This window comes from Mesorhizobium sp. NZP2077 (assembly GCF_013170805.1).
Classification (GTDB): Bacteria; Pseudomonadota; Alphaproteobacteria; order Rhizobiales; family Rhizobiaceae; genus Mesorhizobium.
The window spans coordinates 6,141,079-6,159,361 of the sequence record NZ_CP051293.1 but is presented as its reverse complement, the minus strand read 5'-3'; the positions used below and the strand labels follow the sequence as shown (position 1 = coordinate 6,159,361).

Sequence of the window (18,283 nt, the reverse complement as noted above, 5' to 3'; positions counted from 1 at the left end):
CAAATAATGAACCAAGATTGGAAACATCTAGCGCCATGAAGCGACGGCGCACAAGGGAGACTTCCGCCGTGATGACCGCCGTGAAACAAGATCCGCATTCCGAAATCATCGGCGACCTCCTCGACCGTGAGCAACAGCGCTTCCACGAGAAGCATCCGCGTTCGGCAGCGGCGTGGAAAGAGGGTAAGCAGCATTTCCTGTATGGTGGGCCCTCGCATTGGATGCGCCGTTGGGCCGGCGGGTTCCCGGTCTACGTCTCCTCGGCCAGCGGTGCCCATATCAAAGACATAGACGGCCACGACTATGTCGACTTCGCTCTTGGCGACACCGGCGGCATGTGCGGCCACGCGCCTGAGGCGGTGACCCGCGCAGCGCTTCGCCAGCTACAGAACGGCACGACGATGATGCTGCCCACCGAAGACAGCCTATGGGTCGGCGCCGAACTGCAGCGACGCTTCGGCCTGCCCTACTGGACATTCACCACCTCTGCGACCGATGCCAATCGCGGTGCCATCCGCATCGCCCGCATGATCACCGGCCGCGACAAGGTGCTGGTGTTTTCCGGCTGCTACCACGGCGGCGTCGAAGAGGCGCATGTCGAGATCCGCGACGGCCGCATCGGCCTGCGCAACATGATCCATCCAAACGGCGTCGACCATTCGGCGGTTTCGAAAGTGGTCGAGTTCAATGATGTCGCCGCACTGGAGCAGGCGCTGTCGGCCGGCGATGTCGCCTGCGTGCTGACCGAACCGCTGATGACCAATTTCGGCATGATCCCGGTCGCCGTCGGTTTTCATGCGGCACTGCGCGAGATCACCCGCCGCACCGGCACGGTGCTGATCATCGACGAGACCCACACAATCTCCAGCGGGCCGGGCGGCTATTCGTCCGAGCATGGGTTGGAGCCGGACATTCTCGTCGCCGGCAAGGCGATCGCCGGCGGCATCCCGGCCGGCATCTTCGGTGTTTCGCAAGTGATCGCCGAGCGGCTGTGGGCGATCGTGCCGATGGTCAATCCGCGCGTGCGTCAGTCCGCGCATCTCGGCATTGGCGGTACGTTGGCCGGCAATGCGCTTACCGTCGCCACAATGCGCGCCGTGCTGGAAGAGGTGCTGACGCCGGCCAATTTCGCCGTGATGATCGCCAATGCCTCGCGACTGGCCGAAGCGGCGCGGGGCATCATCAACGCCAATGGACTGCCCTGGCATGTGACGCAGATTGGCGCCCGCGCCGAGATCATGTTCATGCCGCAGCCGCCAAGGAATGGCGCCGATGTCATCGCCAGCCGGCGCGGCGATCTCGAGACGCTGCTGCACGCCTTCTACATGAACGAGGGCATTCTGGTGACGCCGTTCCACACCATGTTCCTGATGTGCCCGGCGACGACATCGGCCGATGTCGACCGCCACACGCAAGTGTTTGCGCGCTTCGTCGATCTGGTCCGCGGCGCCGGGGTCGTCTGAGCAATGGCGCAGCCCTTCGACCTCAATGGCAAGGTGGCTCTGGTGACCGGCGGCGGCCGCGGCATCGGTGCGGCGATTGTCTCGCGCTTTGCCGAAGCCGGCGCATCGGTCATCATCGCCAACCGAACCCTCGATGTCGCGAAAGCACTGGCCGCCGACCTCTCGGCCCGCAGACTGGACGTGCGGGCTATGCCATTGGCCGGCCTCGATCGCGCCAGGCTCCACGCACTGGTCAGCGACATCGTGCGCCAGGCGGGCCGGCTCGACATCGTCGTCCACAATGCCGGTGGCTGCCCCTGGGCCTCGATCGAGGAACTCGACGAGGACAAGCTCGACGACGCGCTGGCGCTCAATCTGAAAGCCTGTTTCTGGCTGGCGCAGGCGGCGGTCCCGGTCATGCGCCGCAATGGTTTTGGCCGCATCCTCGTCACCTCTTCGGTGTCGGCGCGGGTGGCGATGGCCGGCGGCGCGCACTATTCCGCGGCCAAGGCCGGCGTCAACGCCTTCATCCGCGGTGCGGCCTTCGAATTCGCGCGCGACGGCATCACCGTCAACGGCGTCGAGCCGGGCTTCATCGCCAAGCCGGGCAGGGGCACGATGAGCGCACCCGAAATTGCCGACAGGCTCGGCCGGCACATTCCCGTCGGCCATCTCGGCGAGGCTGACGACATCGCCTACGCCATGCTTTATCTCGCTTCCGAGCAGGCGAAATACACCACCGGCCAGACCATCGTCGTAGACGGCGGCTCGACCCTGCCGGAGACCGGCTTTGCCGTCGAACGGCATTGGGGGCTGACATGAGCCGACGTCTCGCAGGCCGCAAGGCGCTCATCACCGGCGCCGCCACTGGCATGGGCCAGGCGACCGCCGAACTGTTCGGCCGGCACGGCGCCGAAATCGTTGTCTTCGGTCATGGCGGCGACGCCTTGGACGAGGCGGCACAGGCAAGCGGCGGCACTGCTGTGCATGGCGACATCACCATTGCCGACGACGTCGCGCGCGCCATAGAAGCCTGCGGCGGCCGGCTCGACATTGTCGTCAACGCGGCAGGCGTGATGATCCTCGACGAGCCGGAAAGCCTGAGCGACGAGACCTGGGAACGCAGCTTCGCCGTCAATGTGACCGGCGCCATGATGGTCTGCCGCGCCTCTCTGCCGCTCTTGAAACAGCGCGGCGGCGCTATCGTCAACATCGCCTCGGTCGGCGCCTTCAACGCCAGCGGCCAGAACGCCGCCTATTCGGCGAGCAAGGCAGCGCTGGTCTCCTACACACGCTCGCTCGCCTACGCGCATGGTCCCGACGGCATCCGCGCCAATGCGGTAGCGCCGGGCTGGGTGCGCACACCGATGAGTGTCTACGAGATGGAAGTGGCGGCCGCCGCCAACGGCTCGACGCCGGACGAAGAGTTTGCCGCGCTCACCGGTCGCATCGCCTTGCGACGCGTCGCCGAGCCGGCGGAGATCGCCAATTGCTGCCTGTTCCTTGCCTCTGAAGAGGCGTCCTTCGTCACCGGTGCCGTGCTCGTCGCCGATGGTGGCGGCCGCGCGCCTACACAGAACAGGGCGGTGTGACCCGGACCTGCGGACGCCCAGGCTGCGAGGCGATAGCAGTTTTTCTGTTCGCTATGGTCGGCCCATAGGTCGGCAGGATTATACGGAACAATGCGGCAATGATGAGCTTGGCCTGGCCTACAATTGGGATTGATAGCCACCCGGCGAAAATCGCGAAACCCTTGTTGCCTGCCAAATAATAGGCCGCGTAGGCGCGACCGGCATAGTCGCTTGGGATGAGCGTCAGCAGAAAGGCGAACAGCACCAGAAGGCGATGCCCGGCACCAGCCACAACGGTGAGCAGCACAGAGGCCCGAGATTGCGATGAGCGCCTGAGGTGTTCAGTCCCGAGCTCAAGTGGACGAGGTCGAGCCAATAAACTGCGAGCGCTGACTGAGGCGCGCAAGACAGCATCTCCGGCATTTGGAAACCATTGCACGAAACGGGCGCAGTCCGCGACCGCGTCAAAGTTATAGCCGCGAGGGCGCTGCTCGGAACCGCCTGGCCAAGGCCCGGCGATGCGCGCGGTAATCGGCGGCAACGAAGTGCAATTAGGCGGGTTCCGACTTCGGCCGCAGGTTCAAAATGCTCGAACTCGCTCGTCATTCCTTTGGGCTCGGCGGTGGAAGCAGCCGGCTCGCCGATGAAATGGAACCGGACACCAGACGCCGAATCGTATCAAGTTCGAGGCTCGGGGAGTAACGCCCGGCGCAGAACCCGCAGGACTTCCCAGCAGGCTCCGAAAGGGTGGTAATCCGTCTTGCCGGCCGGGCTCTTGATCGTGCTGCGGCGCTGGCCATCCGGCGACAGGATGCGATACCAGCCGCCATGCTGGTGGTCGATGAAGACGCGCCAGCAATAGGCCCAAAGCCGGTCATAATCCTGCCAGAAGCGCTCTTGGCCGGTGCGCCCGCCAAGGGCGGCAGCCGCGGCCAAGGTCTCGCAATGGACCCAGTGATACTTGTCGCGGTCAAGCAGCCGCCCGTCCGGCGCATAGCTGTAGTGCATGCCGCCCCATTCGAAATCCGCGCTCCTGGCCATGGCCGTGTCGTAGAGGTGGATCGCGCGCGGCAGAATCCAATCCGCCGGGCGTTGCCGCTCCAGCACCATCAGCAGTTTTGCCCACTCCGTGAGATGGCCGGGAAGGAAGCCGTAGGGACGGAACAGATGGTCGGGCTGGTCCTTGTTGTAGTCCCAGTCGGGCGACCAATCCGTCCGGTAATGCTCCCAGATCGCGCCGCCGGCCTGGTCGGCGAGATCGACGCAGATGCGATGCGCCAGCGTCTCGGCGCGATCGAGATAGCGTGTCTCGCCGGTCGCCTCGAAAGCGGCCAGCATCGCTTCCGTCATGTGCATGTTGGCGTTCTGGCCGCGATAAGGTGAGAGCTCCGTCCAATCCCGTGATGCCTCGTCGGCGTAGAGGCGATCCCCGGCGTTCCAGAAGCGGCGCTCCAGAAGGTCCCAGATCTCCTCGACCTTGGCCGCCATGCCTGCAATGCCCGCCTTGAGCGCCGTCGCATAGGCCAGCAGCACGAAGGCGTGGCCATAGGCATGCTTCCTGGCATCCGATGCCTCCCTGCCGGCGAGCGTCCAGAAGTAGCCGCCATATTCCCGGTCGCGGTGGACCTCTTCGAGATGCCTAACGCCGTGGGTTGCCGCGGCCACGAATTCGGGCCGCCCGAGCAGCCCGGCGCCGGTCGCGAAGTTGAAGATGAAGCGCGTCGTCGAGACGATGTGCTGGTTGGAACGGTCGGTGATGAAACCATCATCGCGGTATTCGTTGAAATAGCCGCCATCCGCTCGGTTGATGCAGGCCGGATAGAAGAAATCCATCAGGCTTCGCATATGGCCGAGCAGGAAGTCGGGCGAGCGGAAATCCGGGCTATCGATCATGTCTCTTCTCCAGCGTGCCATCAGCTACGGCATGACAGGCGAGGCGGGCACGGCAAGCTAGATGTTGACTACCATGGTAGAGCACGATAACAAAGCCGTCAGGAGGAACGAATGTCAATCGCATTGGTGACAGGAGCGGCCAAGGGGATAGGCGCGGCAGTGGCGTTCAGGCTTGCCGAACAATTCCAAGCGCTGGTGCTGATGGATGTCGACGCCCGGGGGCTTGCCGATGTGGCGGGCGAACTGAGCGGCCGGGTGAAGGTCAAGACCGTCGTCGGTTCGGTCGCAAGCGGCGAGGATTGCCAGCGCGCGGCCGCGGCGGCCGACAAGCTCGGCGGGCTCGACGCTCTGTCCCACAATGCCGGTATCCAGCGCTACGGCACTGTCGAGACGACGCCGGAAGCAGTCTGGGACGAAGTGTTCGACGTCAACCTCAAGGGCGCCTTCCTGATCTCACAGGCCACAATGCCGCTGCTTCGCGCCAGCAAGGGCTCGGTCGTCCACATGGCATCGGTCCAGGGCTTTGCGGCACAGACCGGCGTTGTTGCCTATTCGGCGGCCAAGCATGGACTGGTCGGCCTTGTGCGCGCCATGGCTGTCGATGCCGCGCCCTACGGCGTGCGCGTCAACGGCGTCGCCCCGGGCTCTGTCGACACGCCGATGCTGCGCGATGCGGTGGCGCTGGCGCAAGACCCCGATGCCGTATGGGACGCCATCAACGCCATGCATCCACTCGGACGGCCGGCGGACGCCAACGAGATCGCCGAGGTGGTCGCGTTCCTGCTCTCATCGGAAGCGTCCTTCGTGACCGGAGAGGTCGTGCGCGTCGATGGCGGCCTGATGGCGCGGCTCGGCGGCTCGCCCAGGAAGGAATAACAGCCCGTGACCATTGCAGATATCCGCGCAACTACCGTCACCGTGCCGCTCGAAGCGCCGCTGCGGCATTCGATGGGCGCGCATTGGGGCCGATTCGTCCGCACCGTCGTCGAGGTGATCGACGATGACGGGCGCTCCGGCTGGGGCGAGATGGGTGGCGGCGGCGAGTCCGCCGAAAGCGCCATCCGCGCGCTGCTGCCATATCTGAAGGGACATGATCCGCTGCAACTCGAGCAGTTGCGCTGGAAGATCATGAACCCGACCGCAAGCCTCTACAACAACCGCATCCAACTGCATGCGGCCATCGAGATGGCCTGCCTCGACCTCGCCGGCAAGAAGCTCGGCGTGCGGGCCTGCGACCTCCTCGGCGGTGCGCTGCGCGAACGGATTCCCTTCGCGTCGTACCTTTTCTACCGCTACGCCGACGAGGCAAGCGGCAAGGGCGGCGAGACGACGCCGGACGAAATTGTGACCCACGCGCGCGAGCTGAAGCAGAAATACGGCTTTGCCACGCACAAGCTTAAGGGAGGGCACTTCGCCCCCGACCACGATATCGCGGTGATGGAGGCGCTGGGCGATGCATTTCCAAACGATCTCCTGCGCCTCGATCCGAACGGGGCATGGAGCGTCGAACAGGCGATCCGTGTCGGCCACGCGATCGAAAAGCTGAAGAACGACTATTTCGAGGATCCGACCTGGGGCCTGGAAGGCATGCGCAGGGTGCGGCAGTTCGTGCGCATCCCGACTGCCACCAACACGGTCGTCGTCAATTTCGAGCAGCTTGCCCAGTCGATCCGCCACGACCTCGTCGACGTCGTGCTGCTCGACACCACCTTCTGGGGCGGGCTTCGCCAGGCCCACAAGGCCGGCACGGTGCTGGAGACGTTCCAGTACGGCGCGTCGGTGCATTCGTCGGGCGAACTCGGCATCCAACTCGCCTCCATGCTGCATCTCGGCGCCACGCTGCCAAATCTCGGCTTCGCGGCGGATGCTCATTATCATCACCTGACCGACGACATCCTTGTTGGCGGCAAGCTGCCCTGCCGCGACGGCATGATCGATCTGCCGAAAGGCCCCGGCCTCGGCGTCGAGGTCGATCGCGAGAAGGTTGCGCACTATGCCGAGCTTTTCAAGGAACTCGGCGGCTATGCCTATGACCGCGATCCCGGCCGTCCGGACTGGTACGCGACGTTGCCGGAAACGCGCTATGCCGATCCAGCGGTGAAGCGCGCCGCGATGCGTCCGGCGGGCTGACGGACATGGCCGAGGTCAGCCTTCGAGATCTAGTCAAGGTTTACGGACGCCAGCCCGCCGTTCGCGGCATAGATCTGGATATCGCCGATCGCGAGTTCGTCGTCTTCGTCGGGCCGTCCGGCTGCGGCAAATCGACGACGCTGCGGATGATTGCCGGCCTTGAGACCATCTCGCATGGCGAGTTGAAGATCGGCGGCCGCGTCGTCAACGACGTCCCGTCCAGGCAGCGCGGCGTGGCAATGGTGTTCCAGACCTATGCGCTCTACCCGCACATGACGGTGCGCCAGAACATGTCGTTCGGCCTACGCCTCGCCGGCCTGCCGAAACCGGAAATCGAGGCGCGGGTGGCGCGTGCAGTCGAGGTGCTGGAACTCGGTCCATACCTCGACCGCAAGCCGGCGCAGCTTTCGGGTGGCCAGCGCCAGCGTGTCGCCATGGGCCGGGCCATCGTGCGCGAACCGGCGGTTTTCCTGTTCGACGAACCGCTGTCCAATCTCGACGCCAAGTTGCGCAACCAGATGCGCATCGAGATCAAGCGGCTGCAGAAGCGGCTCAACGTCACCACCATCTATGTCACGCACGACCAGGTCGAGGCGATGACGCTCGCCGACCGCATCGTCGTGATGAAGGACGGGCTGATCGCGCAGGTAGGCACCCCGTCCGAACTCTACGACAATCCCGCGGACCTGTTTGTCGCGGGCTTTATCGGTGCGCCGGCGATGAACTTCTTCCCGGGATCGATCGAGGCGACGGGCGAGGGAACACTTTCCTTTCGCTCGTCGGCTTTCGAGGCTCCTATCGTGCAGGGCCGCTTCAGCGGGCTGGCTCCCGGCCTGCCGGTCGTTGCTGGCCTGCGCCCCGACGATATCGTGCCGGTCGGGCATGGCATGGCACCGGCGCGCCCGGTCGCGGCACGGGGCACCGTCATCCTGGCCGAGATGCTTGGCGGCGAAAGCCAGGTCCTGCTGCGACTCGGCGAGGTCGAGGCGATCGCGCGGATGGGCAACCCCCGCCCGGTCGTCACCGACGAAAAGCTGCCGCTCGCACTCGACATCGAGAAACTGCACCTCTTCGCCGCTTCGAGCGGCCTGACCCTGCGCGCGCAGGCGGATCAACGTTGACGCAAAGACAAACAGGGAAACAGGAGGAGACAATGAACTACGGAAAATGGCTCAAGGCAGCAGTGGCAGGCGCGATGCTGGCATCGGCGGCACCCGCCTTCGCCGACGACGTGCCGCTCTACCACGACAAGGGATTCTGGTCGCAGCAGTTCCAGGCCGTTGGCGACGCGGCCAAGGCAAAGACCGGCGTGCGCATCGTCCAGACATCCTACGCGCCGCCGGAGCAGTACAAGGCATTCATCCAGTCCTCGATCGCGTCGGGCTCGCCACCGGACCTGTTCACCTGGTGGACCGGCCAGACCTTCAAGGAGCTCGTGGCCACCGGCAAGATCGCGCCGCTGGACGATGTCTGGGAAAAACTGATCGCTTCGGGCCAGTACGAGAAATCCACCCAGGATCTGTTCAAGGTCGATGGCAAGACCTATGCCGTACCGCTTTCGGTCTCGCGCTGGGTGGTGCTCTACAACAAGAAGATGTTTGCTGACAACGGCATCTCGGAACCGAAGACCTGGGGTGATCTGATGGCTGCGGCCGACAAGCTGAAGGCGGCCGGCATCACGCCGTTCGACGCCACTGTCCAGGAAGGCTGGCGCGGCTTCATCTGGTTCGAGGAATTGATGATCCGCACCGATCCGGCCGCCTACAAGGGCCTCCACGACGGCACCGTGCCCTATGACAGCCCGGCGGTGCAGAAGGCCTTCCAGCTCTGGTCCGACATGTACGCCAAGGGCTACTTCACCGATCCGCGTTCCAACGAGGAAGCGCAGGACTTCGCCCGCGGCAAGGCAGCGATGTATCTGATCGGCGAATGGGCCGAAGGCATCGTCGAGACCGCGGGGCTCAAGGCCGACAGCGGCTTCGGCGCCTTCATCATGCCGAATGTCGACCCCAAGCTGCCGTCCTCGGTGGTCGTCGAGGCCGGTCCGATCGTCGTCTCCGTAGCCGGCAAGGAGAAGAAGGACGTCATGACCGCGGTCGATTTCTGGACCTCGGTCGACGGCGCCAACGCCTGGGCGAAGTCCTCCGGGAATTTCGAGGGCAACGTCAAGGCCGACGCTCCAAACCCGACCGTCGCCAAGATCTCGAACGACATGAAGGCCAACAATTCGGTGCTGATGGAGCGCTGGTGGGAGGCCGTGCCGCCGGATCTGCAAGGTGAAATGGTTGCCGAACTGAACGGCTTCCTGCTTACTCCCACGATGGACAATGCCAAGGCGATCATGGGCCGCATGCAGGCACTCAACGCCGACTATTGGGCATCGAAGAAGTAAGGCCCCCTTCCGGAAACGAGGCAATGGCAGCACTCAGTCAGGAAGACGAAACCCTGCTTCGGCGCATCGGCGCCGAAGCGGTCGCCGCGCGCGAGAAAAAGGCGCGGCGGCGCAATTTCCGCTCCGCGTTCGGCTTCATGGCGCCGGCGCTGCTGCTGGTCAGCGGGCTTCTGCTTTATCCCGTCGCCTTCAACATCTATCTGAGCTTCACGGATTGGCGCAAATTCACCGGGCTCGACACCTTCGTAGGCTTCAGGAACTACGAACGGCTGTTCGAGACCATCTATTTCACGCAGGCCGCCTTCAACACGATGATCTGGGTGGTCGCCTCCCTGATCTTCCCGGTGCTGCTCGGCCTCGGCCTCGCCATCCTGTTGCGCGGCATCCGCTTCGAGAACACCTTTAAGAGCCTTATCTTCCTGCCCCGCGTGATGGCACCGACAGCCGTGGGCGTGATCTGGTACTATGTCTATGCGCCGACCGGCCTGCTGAACTACCTGCTGTCGCTCATCACCGGCCGCACCGTGGCGATCGGCTGGCTCTATCAGGACAATACGGTGACGGCCTCCATTATCGCGACCCATGTCTGGCAGACGGTCGGCATCATCATGGTGCTGTTGCTGCTCGGGTTGGCCGCCATTCCGCGCGATCCGGTCGAAGCCGCGCAGATGGACGGCGCCAAACCGTGGCAAACCTATGTCCATGTCATATTGCCGATGCTGATGCCGACCCTGGTGGTGGTGACGATCATTTCGGTGCTTGCCGGTTTCACCGCCTTCGACCTTCTGTGGGTGATGGGCGCCGGCTATCCCGGCCAACGGACGCTGTCGCTGGTCGTCTACATGTATTTCGAGGCTTTCCAGAAGGGCGGCTGGGCTTTCGGCGGCGCTGTCGCCGTCGTCATCGGCATCCTCGTGCTCCTCGTCACCTGGTTCCAGGCCGCCCTGCAGGCCCGGGCCGAGAAGATGGTGCGCTGACCATGACTGTCGCGGTTCGTGCTCACGATTTCGACGCCATTGCCAGGCGCGAGCGGGCCCGGCAGGCCGGCGGCTGGATCATCGTCGCGGTGGCGGCACTTGTCAGCCTGGTCTGGCTGACACCGTTCTATTATCTGCTGGTCTCGGTCTTCAAATCCAATGCCGAGTACGGCTCGGGCAGCCCGCTGGCGTTGCCGCAAGGGTTCAGTCCGATCATCGACAACGCGCTGCGGGTGTGGACCGACGCCAAGCTCGGTTGGGGACTGGCGAATTCAGCCACCTATGGCCTGATCGGCGCCAGCGTGGCTGTGCTGATCGCCGCGATGGCGTCATTCGGATTGACCAGGCTTGATTTCTCCGGCCGCACCTTCTGGTTCATGCTGATCTTTTCCGGCACGGTGTTTCCCTTCCAGATGTATCTGATCCCGCTGTTCTTCACCTATCAGAAGATAGGCATCCTCAACACGCGCTTCGGCATGATCCTGTTCTACACGGCGATCTGCGTACCGTTCCCGGTTCTGGTGCTGCGCAACTTCATGGCGCAGCTCAACCCGGAAATGGACGAGGCCGCGCGCATGGACGGCGCCAATGACTGGCGCGTGTTCTTCTCCATCGTGCTGCCCAATTGCCGGGGTCCGATGCTGGCGCTGTTCCTGCTGCAGTTCACATGGATCTGGAATGACCTTCTGTTTTCCACCGTGCTTGGCAACACGCCGGAGATCCGCTCGGTGATGAACGCGCTGCAGATCTTCCAGGGCAGCTACACATCGTCGGGCCCCAACATCGTGCTTACGGGGGCGCTGATGGCCTCCATCCCGACCGTCCTGCTTTTCTTCCTGCTGCGCCGGCATTTCATGGCCGGCCTCGGAGTGTCGACCTGATGGCCACGGCGATCACAAATCCCAACGATGCGCCTGATTTCGCTGACGATGCGGGAAACCTTGCGCGCATCGACGGCCCGCGCAGCGGCGTCGCCACGACGCAGCGGGTCTTCTCGAACCTGCTCGGCCGCATCTTGACCTTCGATCTCAAACCATATGCCGAGATTTCCGAAGGTGGGCTGGCCGAACAGATGGGCGTCAGCCGCACCCCGGTGCGCGAGGCGCTGGCGCGGCTGGGCAAACTGCAGCTCGTCGACATCTTTCCGCAACGCGGCACGGTGGTCGCACCGCTGCGCGTCGCCGACCTGAAGCGCTCGCAGTTCCTGCGCGAGAGCCTGGAATGGGGCCTGCTGCGCCGCGCCTTGCGGTCGCCGCGGCGTGCTCAACTGGTGACGGCGCTGCGCGCCGAGATCACTGTTCAGCGGACACTGGCGGCTATCGGTGACGAAGACCGCTTCTACAACTCCGACGAGCTCTTCCATCGCCGCATCGCTTCGAGCGCCGGGCTGCCCGAGATCTGGAATGACATTTCCGATGCCAAACTGCACATGGACCGCTTTCGCCATCTGATGCTGGCCTCGGTTGAGACGCTGTCGGTGATCGTCGAGCAGCACGAGAGGATCGTCGATGCGATCGAGGCGGCGAACCGGGACGCGGCAGAGCTGGCCTTGAAGGCCCATCTGCGGCGGATCTTCGCTTTTCTTGGCCCGGCCTTCGACGCGCATCCGGAATACTTCGACAAGGGAGGGCTGGAGATTGTCGATCCAGCCTGGTTCGATGACTGAGGTCCGGCACAGCCCGGCCTTGGACCATGGGTTGCACCGCGCCGGGCGGCGACAAGCGGAGCCGGCACATGACTGACCGTGCCGTGCGCCAGCTTCTTCCGGGCACCGACATCGTCGGCGAGAGCATCGTTTGGGATGGCGAGCGCCGCTGCCTGTTCTGGGTCGACATTGTCGGCCGCGCGATCCGCCGCTTAGACCCAGCGCGCGGCGCGGAACAGCGCTGGGACATCGACGAATTTCCGACCTCGATCGGGCTTCGCGCCGACGGGGGCGCCGTCGTCGGCCTGACGCGGCGCGTCGCACTTTGGGATTTCGAGGGCGCGTTCGAAACCCTGGCCGTGCCCGAACCGGATGTCGCCGCCAACCGGCTGAACGAGGGCCGCGTGGCGCCGGACGGCTCCTTCTGGGTCGGCACCATGCAGAACAACCTGACCGAAACGGGCGCGCCGAAGGACATCGACGGAAAGGCCGGGCGCTACTACCGTGTCGACCCAGAAGGAGCCGTCACCCTGCTCAGTGACGACCTCTACGGCATCACCAACGGCATGATCTGGCTGCCGGACGGGCGCTTCGTCACCGCCGACACGACCGACAATGCCATCTACGCCTACGATGTTTCGCCCGACGGGCGATCGATGGCCAAGCGGCGCTTTTTTTGCGATGCCTTTCCACGCGGGCTTCCCGACGGCGCCTGCATGGATGCCGAAGGGGCCGTATGGACCTGCCGCGTGGTCGGCGGAGCCTGCATCACCCGCACCCTTGCCGATGGCACGCTCGAGCGCGTGATCGAGCTGCCTTGCTCGTGGCCGACGAGTTGCACCTTCGGCGGCCCCGGGCTGGGGACGCTTTTCATCACCTCGGCACGGTTCACGATGACATCTGACCATCTGGCGGCAAACCCTCAGGAGGGCGGGCTGTTTGCGGTCGAGCCCGGTGTCACCGGCGTTGCGGAGAACCGGTTTGGCCAGACATCGGCAACCCGACCATCATGCCCGACCATATGGAGACATGGCCATGGATGATGCGCTCTACGGAACTCGCGACAAGCGCGGCAACTGGAAGCCCGCGGCGCGGCTTCAATATCCGCAAGTCTTCGTCTGGCCGCTGAATTTCAAAGCGATCCTGCGCTGGATACCCGACTATCTGGCGCCCTGGAATTTTTTCTACGCCGCCATCGCCGTGGCCTTCTGGCTGTGGCTGACGCCGTCAATGGAGACCGCGCGCCATTTCGCGCCCGGCTGGATCGCCTTGATCTTTTTGCGCAATCTCGCCCTGGTGATCGTCTTCTTCGGCTCCTTCCACCTGCGGCTCTACCGCCAGCGCAAGCAGGGCACGCAGTTCAAGTACAACGGCAAGTGGCTGGATACCGACAACCCCGAATTCCTCTTCGGTAACCAGACGGTGGACAATCTGATCTGGAGCCTTGGCAGCGGCGTGCCGGTCTGGACGGCCTATGAGGCGGTGAGCCTTTGGATGTTCGCCAATAGCTACATCCCGTTCGTCAGCTGGGCCGAGCATCCGCTCTACAATGCCCTTATTATGCTGCTGATCCCGCTGTTCAGGGAGGTGCATTTCTATGTCGTTCACCGCATGATCCACTGGCCGCCGCTTTACCGGACGGTGCACAAACTGCATCACACCAACGTCAATCCTGGCCCGTGGTCGGGGCTGGCGATGCATCCGGTCGAGCACCTGCTGTACTTCTCCGGCGTGCTCATCCACTGGATCGTGCCATCGCACCCGCTGCACTCGATCTTCCACCTGGTGCATCTCGGCCTTGCGCCGGCTGCCGGCCACACCGGCTTCGACAAGGTTGTGATGGGCGAGGAGAGCGCCTTCGACACGCATTGCTACGCCCACTACCTCCACCACAAATATTTCGAGTGCAATTACTCGGACGGCTCGCTCCCGCTCGATAAATGGTTCGGGAGCTTTCACGACGGAACCGAGGAAGCCCATCAGCGCATGAACGAGCGCTTCATGGCGCGTGCCGCCAGGCAGGCCCGGCAAGGTCACGAGTGAAGCAGAGGCCACAGTCGATCGCTTTCTCACGCGCAATCATAGCAAGTCTTTCGGACATCCCTTTCGGCCCAACTGCGGTCATTTTGAAAACCGGCGACGGATGACCGCTACTGGCGCTTCCACGCGTTCCGGGAGCTCGCATGCACCCCGTCCAAAAACGTTGATCCGCGGGCCGGCTATTCATTCTGTCAGGCGGCGTGCATCGCCGGCAGTCGTTGAAGTGGCTTCAGTTGCATCGACCTTCGCGCCTGTTCCCTGGTCAAAGGACTGTGGAGGCCAGTTGTTTTGCGGAATGCGCGATTCCGCCGGCCGGCCCGTCGATATCGACTCGCGCCAGATTTTAAGTCGCGCCGGCTCCTGTCTTGAGAAGCTTGGCCACCACGCCGCAGTCGCCTTCGAGCTCGGATTCTATCTGCTGCAGCGCCGATGCGGTCGAGGCAAGGACGGCACCGGTGCCGGTGCCGACGAAGAACATCGTTGGCGGCATCCGAGGCCAGAGCCATGGGGTATCCGGGCACTTTACCGGCCGAGTTTCCCGTTCGCCACAAGCCACTCGACAGACTCGTACACTGCCTGCAGCGACGAATACCGTGGGTCGTAGCCCAAGAGGTTCCGCGCCTTGGCGATCGAATGGCTCGGGCTGCGTGCAATGTGCTCCCAGGTGGCGCGCCAGTTTTCTTCGGTCTGCTTGCCCTTCCATGAATCGAACGGCTCGTAGCTCAGCCGCGGCGCGTGGCCGAACCAGCTGTACATCGCCTCGGCGTAGCCGCGCAGATTGATCGCCTGTGGAGAGACGGTGTTGAAGGCCTCGCCCACCGCGTTGCTCCAGTTCGCGACGGCTCGCATCACCATCTGTGCGACGTCGTCGGCATGCACGTGGTGCACTGTCTCGTTGCCAAGATTGGGCAGCACCAGCGGCTCGCCACGGGCGATCTGGGAGAACACGCCGATGTCGAAGTGCCCCGCCGGATTGAGCGGCTCCCAGCCAGGCCCCACGATGTGGCCGGGCCGAAACACCGTGGCTGGAAAACCGTTTCGCCTCGCCTCGTTGAGCAGCCATGTCTCGATCTCCGCCTTTTGCATCCCATAAGTGCCGAACGGATTTTTCGGCTGGTCCTCTGTCGCGGGGATTGCGGTGTTGTGCCCATAGACCCAGATAGTGCCGCAATGGAGGAAGTGCTGCACCTCGCCTCGCAGCGCGCCGACGATCTGTTTGGTGCTGTCGAGGGTGAAGGAAATCATGTCCACCACGATATCGGCCTTCAGCGCGCGGACCTTCTCGCCGAAGGTGCCAGCCTTCTCCTCCGTGTCGCGGTCGATCACCACGGGCTCGACCGATTTCCACGCCGCATTCAGCGTATAGGCTGCGCGCTGGCCGCGGCTGACATTGACCACTTCATATCCGGCCTCGACCAGCCGCGGCACTAGGTACGTGCCGACATGCCCGCTGCCGCCGATGATCACTACGCGTGTCATTTTCGCCTCGCCGATTGCTGGCGGACTGTGCCACTGGCAGATGGCGAACGCCACTCGATTCCGCCGCGGGTCAAAGCCTAGACCTGCAGATGCAGGGAGAAGTTCGCCATTGGCACCGGGGAGGATAGCGAGAGACTCGGGGGCGGTGACACGGCCGCATCTGTCTCGCCAGTTGATCAGACGCGTCTGCGCATTGGTTTGACGACGGATACGAAATGCTTGCTGCTCGACGATCAGCTGCCGTGGCCGAACGTTGGCCGCGGCTGTCCATCAAGCGAAGGATCACGTCTCTGTTCGGCGGATGGCCCGGCGTGGGCTGATGAAGGCGACCCACTGTGGCCATCCGGCGACGGTTCGAGCGCATGCGCCTGACAGTGGCCATTTGACGGAAAAAGCAAACCGCACCCCGGGAGGCACCAACCCCTGCGAATGTCATCTTCGCTCATGTCAAAGCTCGCTTTGGAGGATCACGGTTTTCGTCGGGGTTGGGGACTGGCAGCTCGTCGGGCAGAAGATCAGGGTCAGGTTCACGAACGTCTGGCGTCCAGGTCGGTGCATCAATCGGTGGTTCTTCGTTCGGTTCGGGTTTGGGCGGCATGACTATTCTCCGGGGTTGTCGGTCGGGCGCGGCGTCTTGCCAGCCCCCGGGCGCGCGTCGCTTTGTTTGGCCGGGAAGGGGTCGGCCAAAGGTCTGTTTGCTTTGGCCGAGGCGCCAGCCGTCTTGGGGTTGACTGCCGTTTGGCGCGAATCCTTGGCGCCGGTGTCCTTACGCTCGATTTCGACCCCAGCCGTCTCCGGTTCCTTAGCAATTGCAGCGTTTAGATTTTTGATCTTGGCCATGCCGTCTTCTCCTTTGCGGGCCAACGACCGGCCGTCAGGAATGTTCCATGCTGCGCGGAACGCGCAGCGTGCAGGCCTGTTATCGATGATCACACAGGAGCACCGAAAATGTCTGGAAATGAAAATCATCGTGAAACCGGAGCGACCAAATATCCCGCCAAGACCGGTGCCGACCCTTCGGATGCGTTCTCCCAGGACGCGGCTGGAAACAAGAAACCAAAGGATGGCGTAGGATTGACGCGGCCCGTCACCGAAGTCGACGAGAATACGCATCAGTCGGACGGGCAGAACCCGCCGGGCCAGGTGAAGAGTACACGGCCATAAACATCGCCAATCTTCAGCTCGAAGGGTTGATGATGGCAGTCGCGTCGATAAAAAATTTGCTAGTCCACAACGGCCTGCTTTCGATCGACGACATCGATATCGCGCTGCGAAAGGCGGAGGCCAATGTGACGGGCGATGAGGGGACTTATGAAGTTATGTCGCCTGCCAATCGCGATGTCATCTGCATTCCGATCCGGCTTCTGCAGATCGCAAACAATGCCCAAGGTCACTCCGACATTCCACCGTTTTCGGAACTGGCGAAGATGGTTGGACAAACGAAAGAACTCTACAACGATCAGAGGTAACGACAGCGATGGTTCGATTCGACCGGCGGCTTACATGTCGCTGTTCTGAATAATTCCCGCTTCGCCATCCTGGATAGGCGTGCGCGACGCTGTTGACGTGCTGAACCGAACGCCGGGTCCACCATGGACCGTCTCGCCGTCCCTCAAAAAGGCAACCCCGGCGAGTTCAAGCGCCGACCGCAACGCAACCAGCACGTCGCCGGCCGGAACGCGCTTGCTCTTCTCGAAATCCCGAACGGTTCCCTCGCTGACCTGCGCTTTGGCGCTAAGCCTGGCTTGTGACCAGTCGAGCAGAGCCCGCGCCGCCCGACATTGCTCTACAGTCAATTGGGACACAAACGTCTCCTCGATCGGGTCTGTGGGCGTTTGGACTAAGCGCTCTTGCGCTTCGCAGTACCCTTTGCAGGTGTCGCCAGCCCCTCCTGCTTGAGGCTCTTCTTAAGCACCTCGGCTAGGTTGATGACGTTCTCTTTCGGCTTCGGTGCCGCTTTCGGCGGCGCCTTGCCCTTGCGCTTCGCGTCAATCATGGCAATCAGCGCATCTTCATAGGTATCCTCGAATTTCGACGGGTCGAAAGTGGTCACCTTCTTGTCAATGAGCATGCCGGCGATTTCGAGCAGATCAGGATCGTATTTTGCCATGGTCAGACCATCGAAGACACTGTCCTCGGAGACCATTTCGTTGTGGTTTCGCAACTCGGTCAGAACCATGCCCTTGCCATAGGGCTGGATCACAACCTCCCGGCCGCGTTGGTAGAGCACGATGCACGACCGGGCTGCGACGCCCTTGTTCTTCATCGCATCGCGGATTACGCCGTAGGCCTCGACGGCCGCGCCGTCTGCTGGAATGAGGTAGTAGGGCTTCTCCAGATAGCGGGTGTCGATCTCGTTGATCGCCACAAACTCACCGACTTCAAGCGTATGATCGGATGTGAGCTTCAGCGCCTTGATGTCGTCGGGCTCGATCTGTAGGAACTCATCCTTTGAGATCTCAAACCCCTTCACCTGGTCCTCGCTCTCGACGGTCTTTCCTGTCTTTTCGTCAGCATAGACACTTTTGACGGGGAGGCCGTCCTTGCGGTTCAAGATCTTGAAATGAATCTTCGATGCCTCGCTGGTGGCACCGACGATCTTCACCCCGCAAGTTACCGATCCGACCTTCAAAAAGCCCTTCCAAGCGGCACGTGGCGCAACCATTTCGCTCAATCCCGTTTCCAGTCAGGGCAACGAGCGTCACTCCAAATCG

General features: G+C 63.2%; 21 protein-coding genes. 14 read left to right on the top strand and 7 right to left on the bottom strand.

Annotated elements, in window-relative coordinates:
- The first annotated feature begins 71 nt into the window (after positions 1-71).
- From HGP13_RS30545 to HGP13_RS30535, 3 genes are read left to right on the top strand one after another with little or no spacing between them, the layout of a single operon-like run.
- Positions 72-1,463, top strand: coding sequence for a transaminase (locus HGP13_RS30545; RefSeq protein WP_172232875.1), 1,392 nt, complete (start codon positions 72-74; stop codon positions 1,461-1,463).
- 3 nt (positions 1,464-1,466) lie between these two features.
- Complete coding sequence (locus HGP13_RS30540; protein ID WP_172232872.1) at positions 1,467-2,264, top strand: SDR family oxidoreductase; 798 nt, start codon at positions 1,467-1,469, stop codon at positions 2,262-2,264.
- Positions 2,261-3,034 carry an SDR family oxidoreductase gene (locus tag HGP13_RS30535; RefSeq protein WP_172232869.1) on the top strand — a complete coding sequence of 258 codons (774 nt, stop codon included), beginning with the start codon at positions 2,261-2,263 and terminating at the stop codon, positions 3,032-3,034. Before HGP13_RS30540 ends, HGP13_RS30535 begins: the two co-directional genes overlap by 4 nt.
- Here HGP13_RS30535 and HGP13_RS30530 read toward each other — a convergent pair.
- On the bottom strand, positions 3,012-3,320 hold the full coding sequence (locus HGP13_RS30530) for a hypothetical protein (RefSeq protein ID WP_172219768.1): 309 nt from the start codon (positions 3,318-3,320) through the stop codon (positions 3,012-3,014). The two genes, HGP13_RS30535 and HGP13_RS30530, sit on opposite strands and share 23 nt — an antisense overlap.
- Positions 3,321-3,691: 371 nt before the next feature.
- Positions 3,692-4,906 (bottom strand): AGE family epimerase/isomerase, encoded by a 1,215-nt coding sequence (locus HGP13_RS30525; protein ID WP_172232866.1) that lies wholly within the window; start codon positions 4,904-4,906, stop codon positions 3,692-3,694.
- 111 nt (positions 4,907-5,017) lie between these two features.
- Between HGP13_RS30525 and HGP13_RS30520 the strand changes: the two genes are divergently transcribed.
- From HGP13_RS30520 to HGP13_RS30480, 9 genes are all read left to right on the top strand, one after another.
- Positions 5,018-5,782, top strand: a complete 765-nt coding sequence (locus HGP13_RS30520; RefSeq protein WP_172232863.1) for an SDR family oxidoreductase — start codon at positions 5,018-5,020, stop codon at positions 5,780-5,782.
- Between the two features lie 6 nt (positions 5,783-5,788).
- Positions 5,789-7,036, top strand: a complete 1,248-nt coding sequence (locus tag HGP13_RS30515) for an enolase C-terminal domain-like protein (RefSeq protein ID WP_172232860.1) — start codon at positions 5,789-5,791, stop codon at positions 7,034-7,036.
- A 5-nt stretch (positions 7,037-7,041) separates the two neighbouring features.
- Positions 7,042-8,157 carry a sn-glycerol-3-phosphate ABC transporter ATP-binding protein UgpC gene (gene ugpC / locus HGP13_RS30510; RefSeq protein ID WP_172232857.1) on the top strand — a complete coding sequence of 372 codons (1,116 nt, stop codon included), beginning with the start codon at positions 7,042-7,044 and terminating at the stop codon, positions 8,155-8,157.
- Between the two features lie 32 nt (positions 8,158-8,189).
- On the top strand, positions 8,190-9,428 hold the full coding sequence (locus HGP13_RS30505) for an extracellular solute-binding protein (RefSeq protein WP_172232854.1): 1,239 nt from the start codon (positions 8,190-8,192) through the stop codon (positions 9,426-9,428).
- A 23-nt stretch (positions 9,429-9,451) separates the two neighbouring features.
- Positions 9,452-10,405, top strand: coding sequence for a sugar ABC transporter permease (locus HGP13_RS30500; protein WP_172232851.1), 954 nt, complete (start codon positions 9,452-9,454; stop codon positions 10,403-10,405).
- Positions 10,406-10,407: 2 nt separating this feature from the next.
- Positions 10,408-11,286: a carbohydrate ABC transporter permease gene (locus HGP13_RS30495; protein ID WP_172232848.1), complete on the top strand. Its 879-nt coding sequence runs from the start codon at positions 10,408-10,410 to the stop codon at positions 11,284-11,286.
- The gene (locus HGP13_RS30490) at positions 11,286-12,071 is read left to right on the top strand and encodes a GntR family transcriptional regulator (protein ID WP_172232845.1); all 786 of its coding nucleotides are present in this window, start codon (positions 11,286-11,288) and stop codon (positions 12,069-12,071) included. Before HGP13_RS30495 ends, HGP13_RS30490 begins: the two co-directional genes overlap by 1 nt.
- A gap of 68 nt (positions 12,072-12,139) precedes the next feature.
- Positions 12,140-13,093 (top strand): SMP-30/gluconolactonase/LRE family protein, encoded by a 954-nt coding sequence (locus HGP13_RS30485; RefSeq protein WP_172232842.1) that lies wholly within the window; start codon positions 12,140-12,142, stop codon positions 13,091-13,093.
- Positions 13,086-14,093, top strand: a complete 1,008-nt coding sequence (locus tag HGP13_RS30480) for a sterol desaturase family protein (RefSeq protein ID WP_172232839.1) — start codon at positions 13,086-13,088, stop codon at positions 14,091-14,093. The genes HGP13_RS30485 and HGP13_RS30480 overlap by 8 nt, the downstream gene beginning before the upstream one ends.
- Before the next feature lie 340 nt (positions 14,094-14,433).
- Here HGP13_RS30480 and HGP13_RS38650 read toward each other — a convergent pair whose 3' ends face one another.
- The 3 genes from HGP13_RS38650 to HGP13_RS30470 all read right to left on the bottom strand — a co-directional run bounded on the left by HGP13_RS38650 (position 14,434) and on the right by HGP13_RS30470 (position 16,409).
- The gene (locus HGP13_RS38650) at positions 14,434-14,568 is read right to left on the bottom strand and encodes a hypothetical protein (protein ID WP_281410983.1); all 135 of its coding nucleotides are present in this window, start codon (positions 14,566-14,568) and stop codon (positions 14,434-14,436) included.
- A gap of 44 nt (positions 14,569-14,612) precedes the next feature.
- The gene (locus tag HGP13_RS30475; RefSeq protein WP_172234912.1) at positions 14,613-15,569 is read right to left on the bottom strand and encodes an NAD(P)-dependent oxidoreductase; all 957 of its coding nucleotides are present in this window, start codon (positions 15,567-15,569) and stop codon (positions 14,613-14,615) included.
- 600 nt (positions 15,570-16,169) lie between these two features.
- Positions 16,170-16,409, bottom strand: coding sequence for a hypothetical protein (locus HGP13_RS30470; RefSeq protein WP_172232836.1), 240 nt, complete (start codon positions 16,407-16,409; stop codon positions 16,170-16,172).
- Between the two features lie 108 nt (positions 16,410-16,517).
- Between HGP13_RS30470 and HGP13_RS30465 the strand changes: the two genes are divergently transcribed.
- Both HGP13_RS30465 and HGP13_RS30460 read left to right on the top strand, forming a co-directional pair.
- Positions 16,518-16,733, top strand: a complete 216-nt coding sequence (locus HGP13_RS30465) for a hypothetical protein (RefSeq protein ID WP_172232833.1) — start codon at positions 16,518-16,520, stop codon at positions 16,731-16,733.
- Entirely contained in the window at positions 16,730-17,038 is a 309-nt protein-coding gene (locus HGP13_RS30460) for a hypothetical protein (RefSeq protein WP_172234911.1), read from the top strand. Before HGP13_RS30465 ends, HGP13_RS30460 begins: the two co-directional genes overlap by 4 nt.
- Before the next feature lie 30 nt (positions 17,039-17,068).
- Here HGP13_RS30460 and HGP13_RS30455 read toward each other — a convergent pair whose 3' ends face one another.
- Together HGP13_RS30455 and HGP13_RS30450 are read right to left on the bottom strand one after the other, a co-directional pair.
- Positions 17,069-17,374 carry a helix-turn-helix transcriptional regulator gene (locus HGP13_RS30455; RefSeq protein WP_348647104.1) on the bottom strand — a complete coding sequence of 102 codons (306 nt, stop codon included), beginning with the start codon at positions 17,372-17,374 and terminating at the stop codon, positions 17,069-17,071.
- Between the two features lie 35 nt (positions 17,375-17,409).
- A complete protein-coding gene (locus HGP13_RS30450; RefSeq protein WP_172234909.1) occupies positions 17,410-18,234 on the bottom strand; it encodes a Ku protein in 825 nt (274 codons plus the stop codon).
- Positions 18,235-18,283: the final 49 nt, after the last annotated feature.

Bases quoted from the DNA above. Each gene is read 5' to 3' on its own strand.
- HGP13_RS30545 (WP_172232875.1), top strand. From the start codon at position 72: ATGACCGCCGTGAAACAAGATCCGCATTCCGAAATCATCGGCGACCTC.
- HGP13_RS30540 (WP_172232872.1), top strand. From the start codon at position 1,467: ATGGCGCAGCCCTTCGACCTCAATGGCAAGGTGGCTCTGGTGACCGGC.
- HGP13_RS30535 (WP_172232869.1), top strand. From the start codon at position 2,261: ATGAGCCGACGTCTCGCAGGCCGCAAGGCGCTCATCACCGGCGCCGCC.
- HGP13_RS30525 (WP_172232866.1), bottom strand. From the start codon at position 4,906: ATGATCGATAGCCCGGATTTCCGCTCGCCCGACTTCCTGCTCGGCCAT.
- HGP13_RS30520 (WP_172232863.1), top strand. From the start codon at position 5,018: ATGTCAATCGCATTGGTGACAGGAGCGGCCAAGGGGATAGGCGCGGCA.
- ugpC (WP_172232857.1), top strand. From the start codon at position 7,042: ATGGCCGAGGTCAGCCTTCGAGATCTAGTCAAGGTTTACGGACGCCAG.
- HGP13_RS30505 (WP_172232854.1), top strand. From the start codon at position 8,190: ATGAACTACGGAAAATGGCTCAAGGCAGCAGTGGCAGGCGCGATGCTG.
- HGP13_RS30500 (WP_172232851.1), top strand. From the start codon at position 9,452: ATGGCAGCACTCAGTCAGGAAGACGAAACCCTGCTTCGGCGCATCGGC.
- HGP13_RS30495 (WP_172232848.1), top strand. From the start codon at position 10,408: ATGACTGTCGCGGTTCGTGCTCACGATTTCGACGCCATTGCCAGGCGC.
- HGP13_RS30490 (WP_172232845.1), top strand. From the start codon at position 11,286: ATGGCCACGGCGATCACAAATCCCAACGATGCGCCTGATTTCGCTGAC.
- HGP13_RS30485 (WP_172232842.1), top strand. From the start codon at position 12,140: ATGACTGACCGTGCCGTGCGCCAGCTTCTTCCGGGCACCGACATCGTC.
- HGP13_RS30480 (WP_172232839.1), top strand. From the start codon at position 13,086: ATGGATGATGCGCTCTACGGAACTCGCGACAAGCGCGGCAACTGGAAG.
- HGP13_RS38650 (WP_281410983.1), bottom strand. From the start codon at position 14,568: ATGTTCTTCGTCGGCACCGGCACCGGTGCCGTCCTTGCCTCGACCGCA.
- HGP13_RS30475 (WP_172234912.1), bottom strand. From the start codon at position 15,569: ATGACACGCGTAGTGATCATCGGCGGCAGCGGGCATGTCGGCACGTAC.
- HGP13_RS30470 (WP_172232836.1), bottom strand. From the start codon at position 16,409: ATGGCCAAGATCAAAAATCTAAACGCTGCAATTGCTAAGGAACCGGAG.
- HGP13_RS30465 (WP_172232833.1), top strand. From the start codon at position 16,518: ATGTCTGGAAATGAAAATCATCGTGAAACCGGAGCGACCAAATATCCC.
- HGP13_RS30450 (WP_172234909.1), bottom strand. From the start codon at position 18,234: ATGGTTGCGCCACGTGCCGCTTGGAAGGGCTTTTTGAAGGTCGGATCG.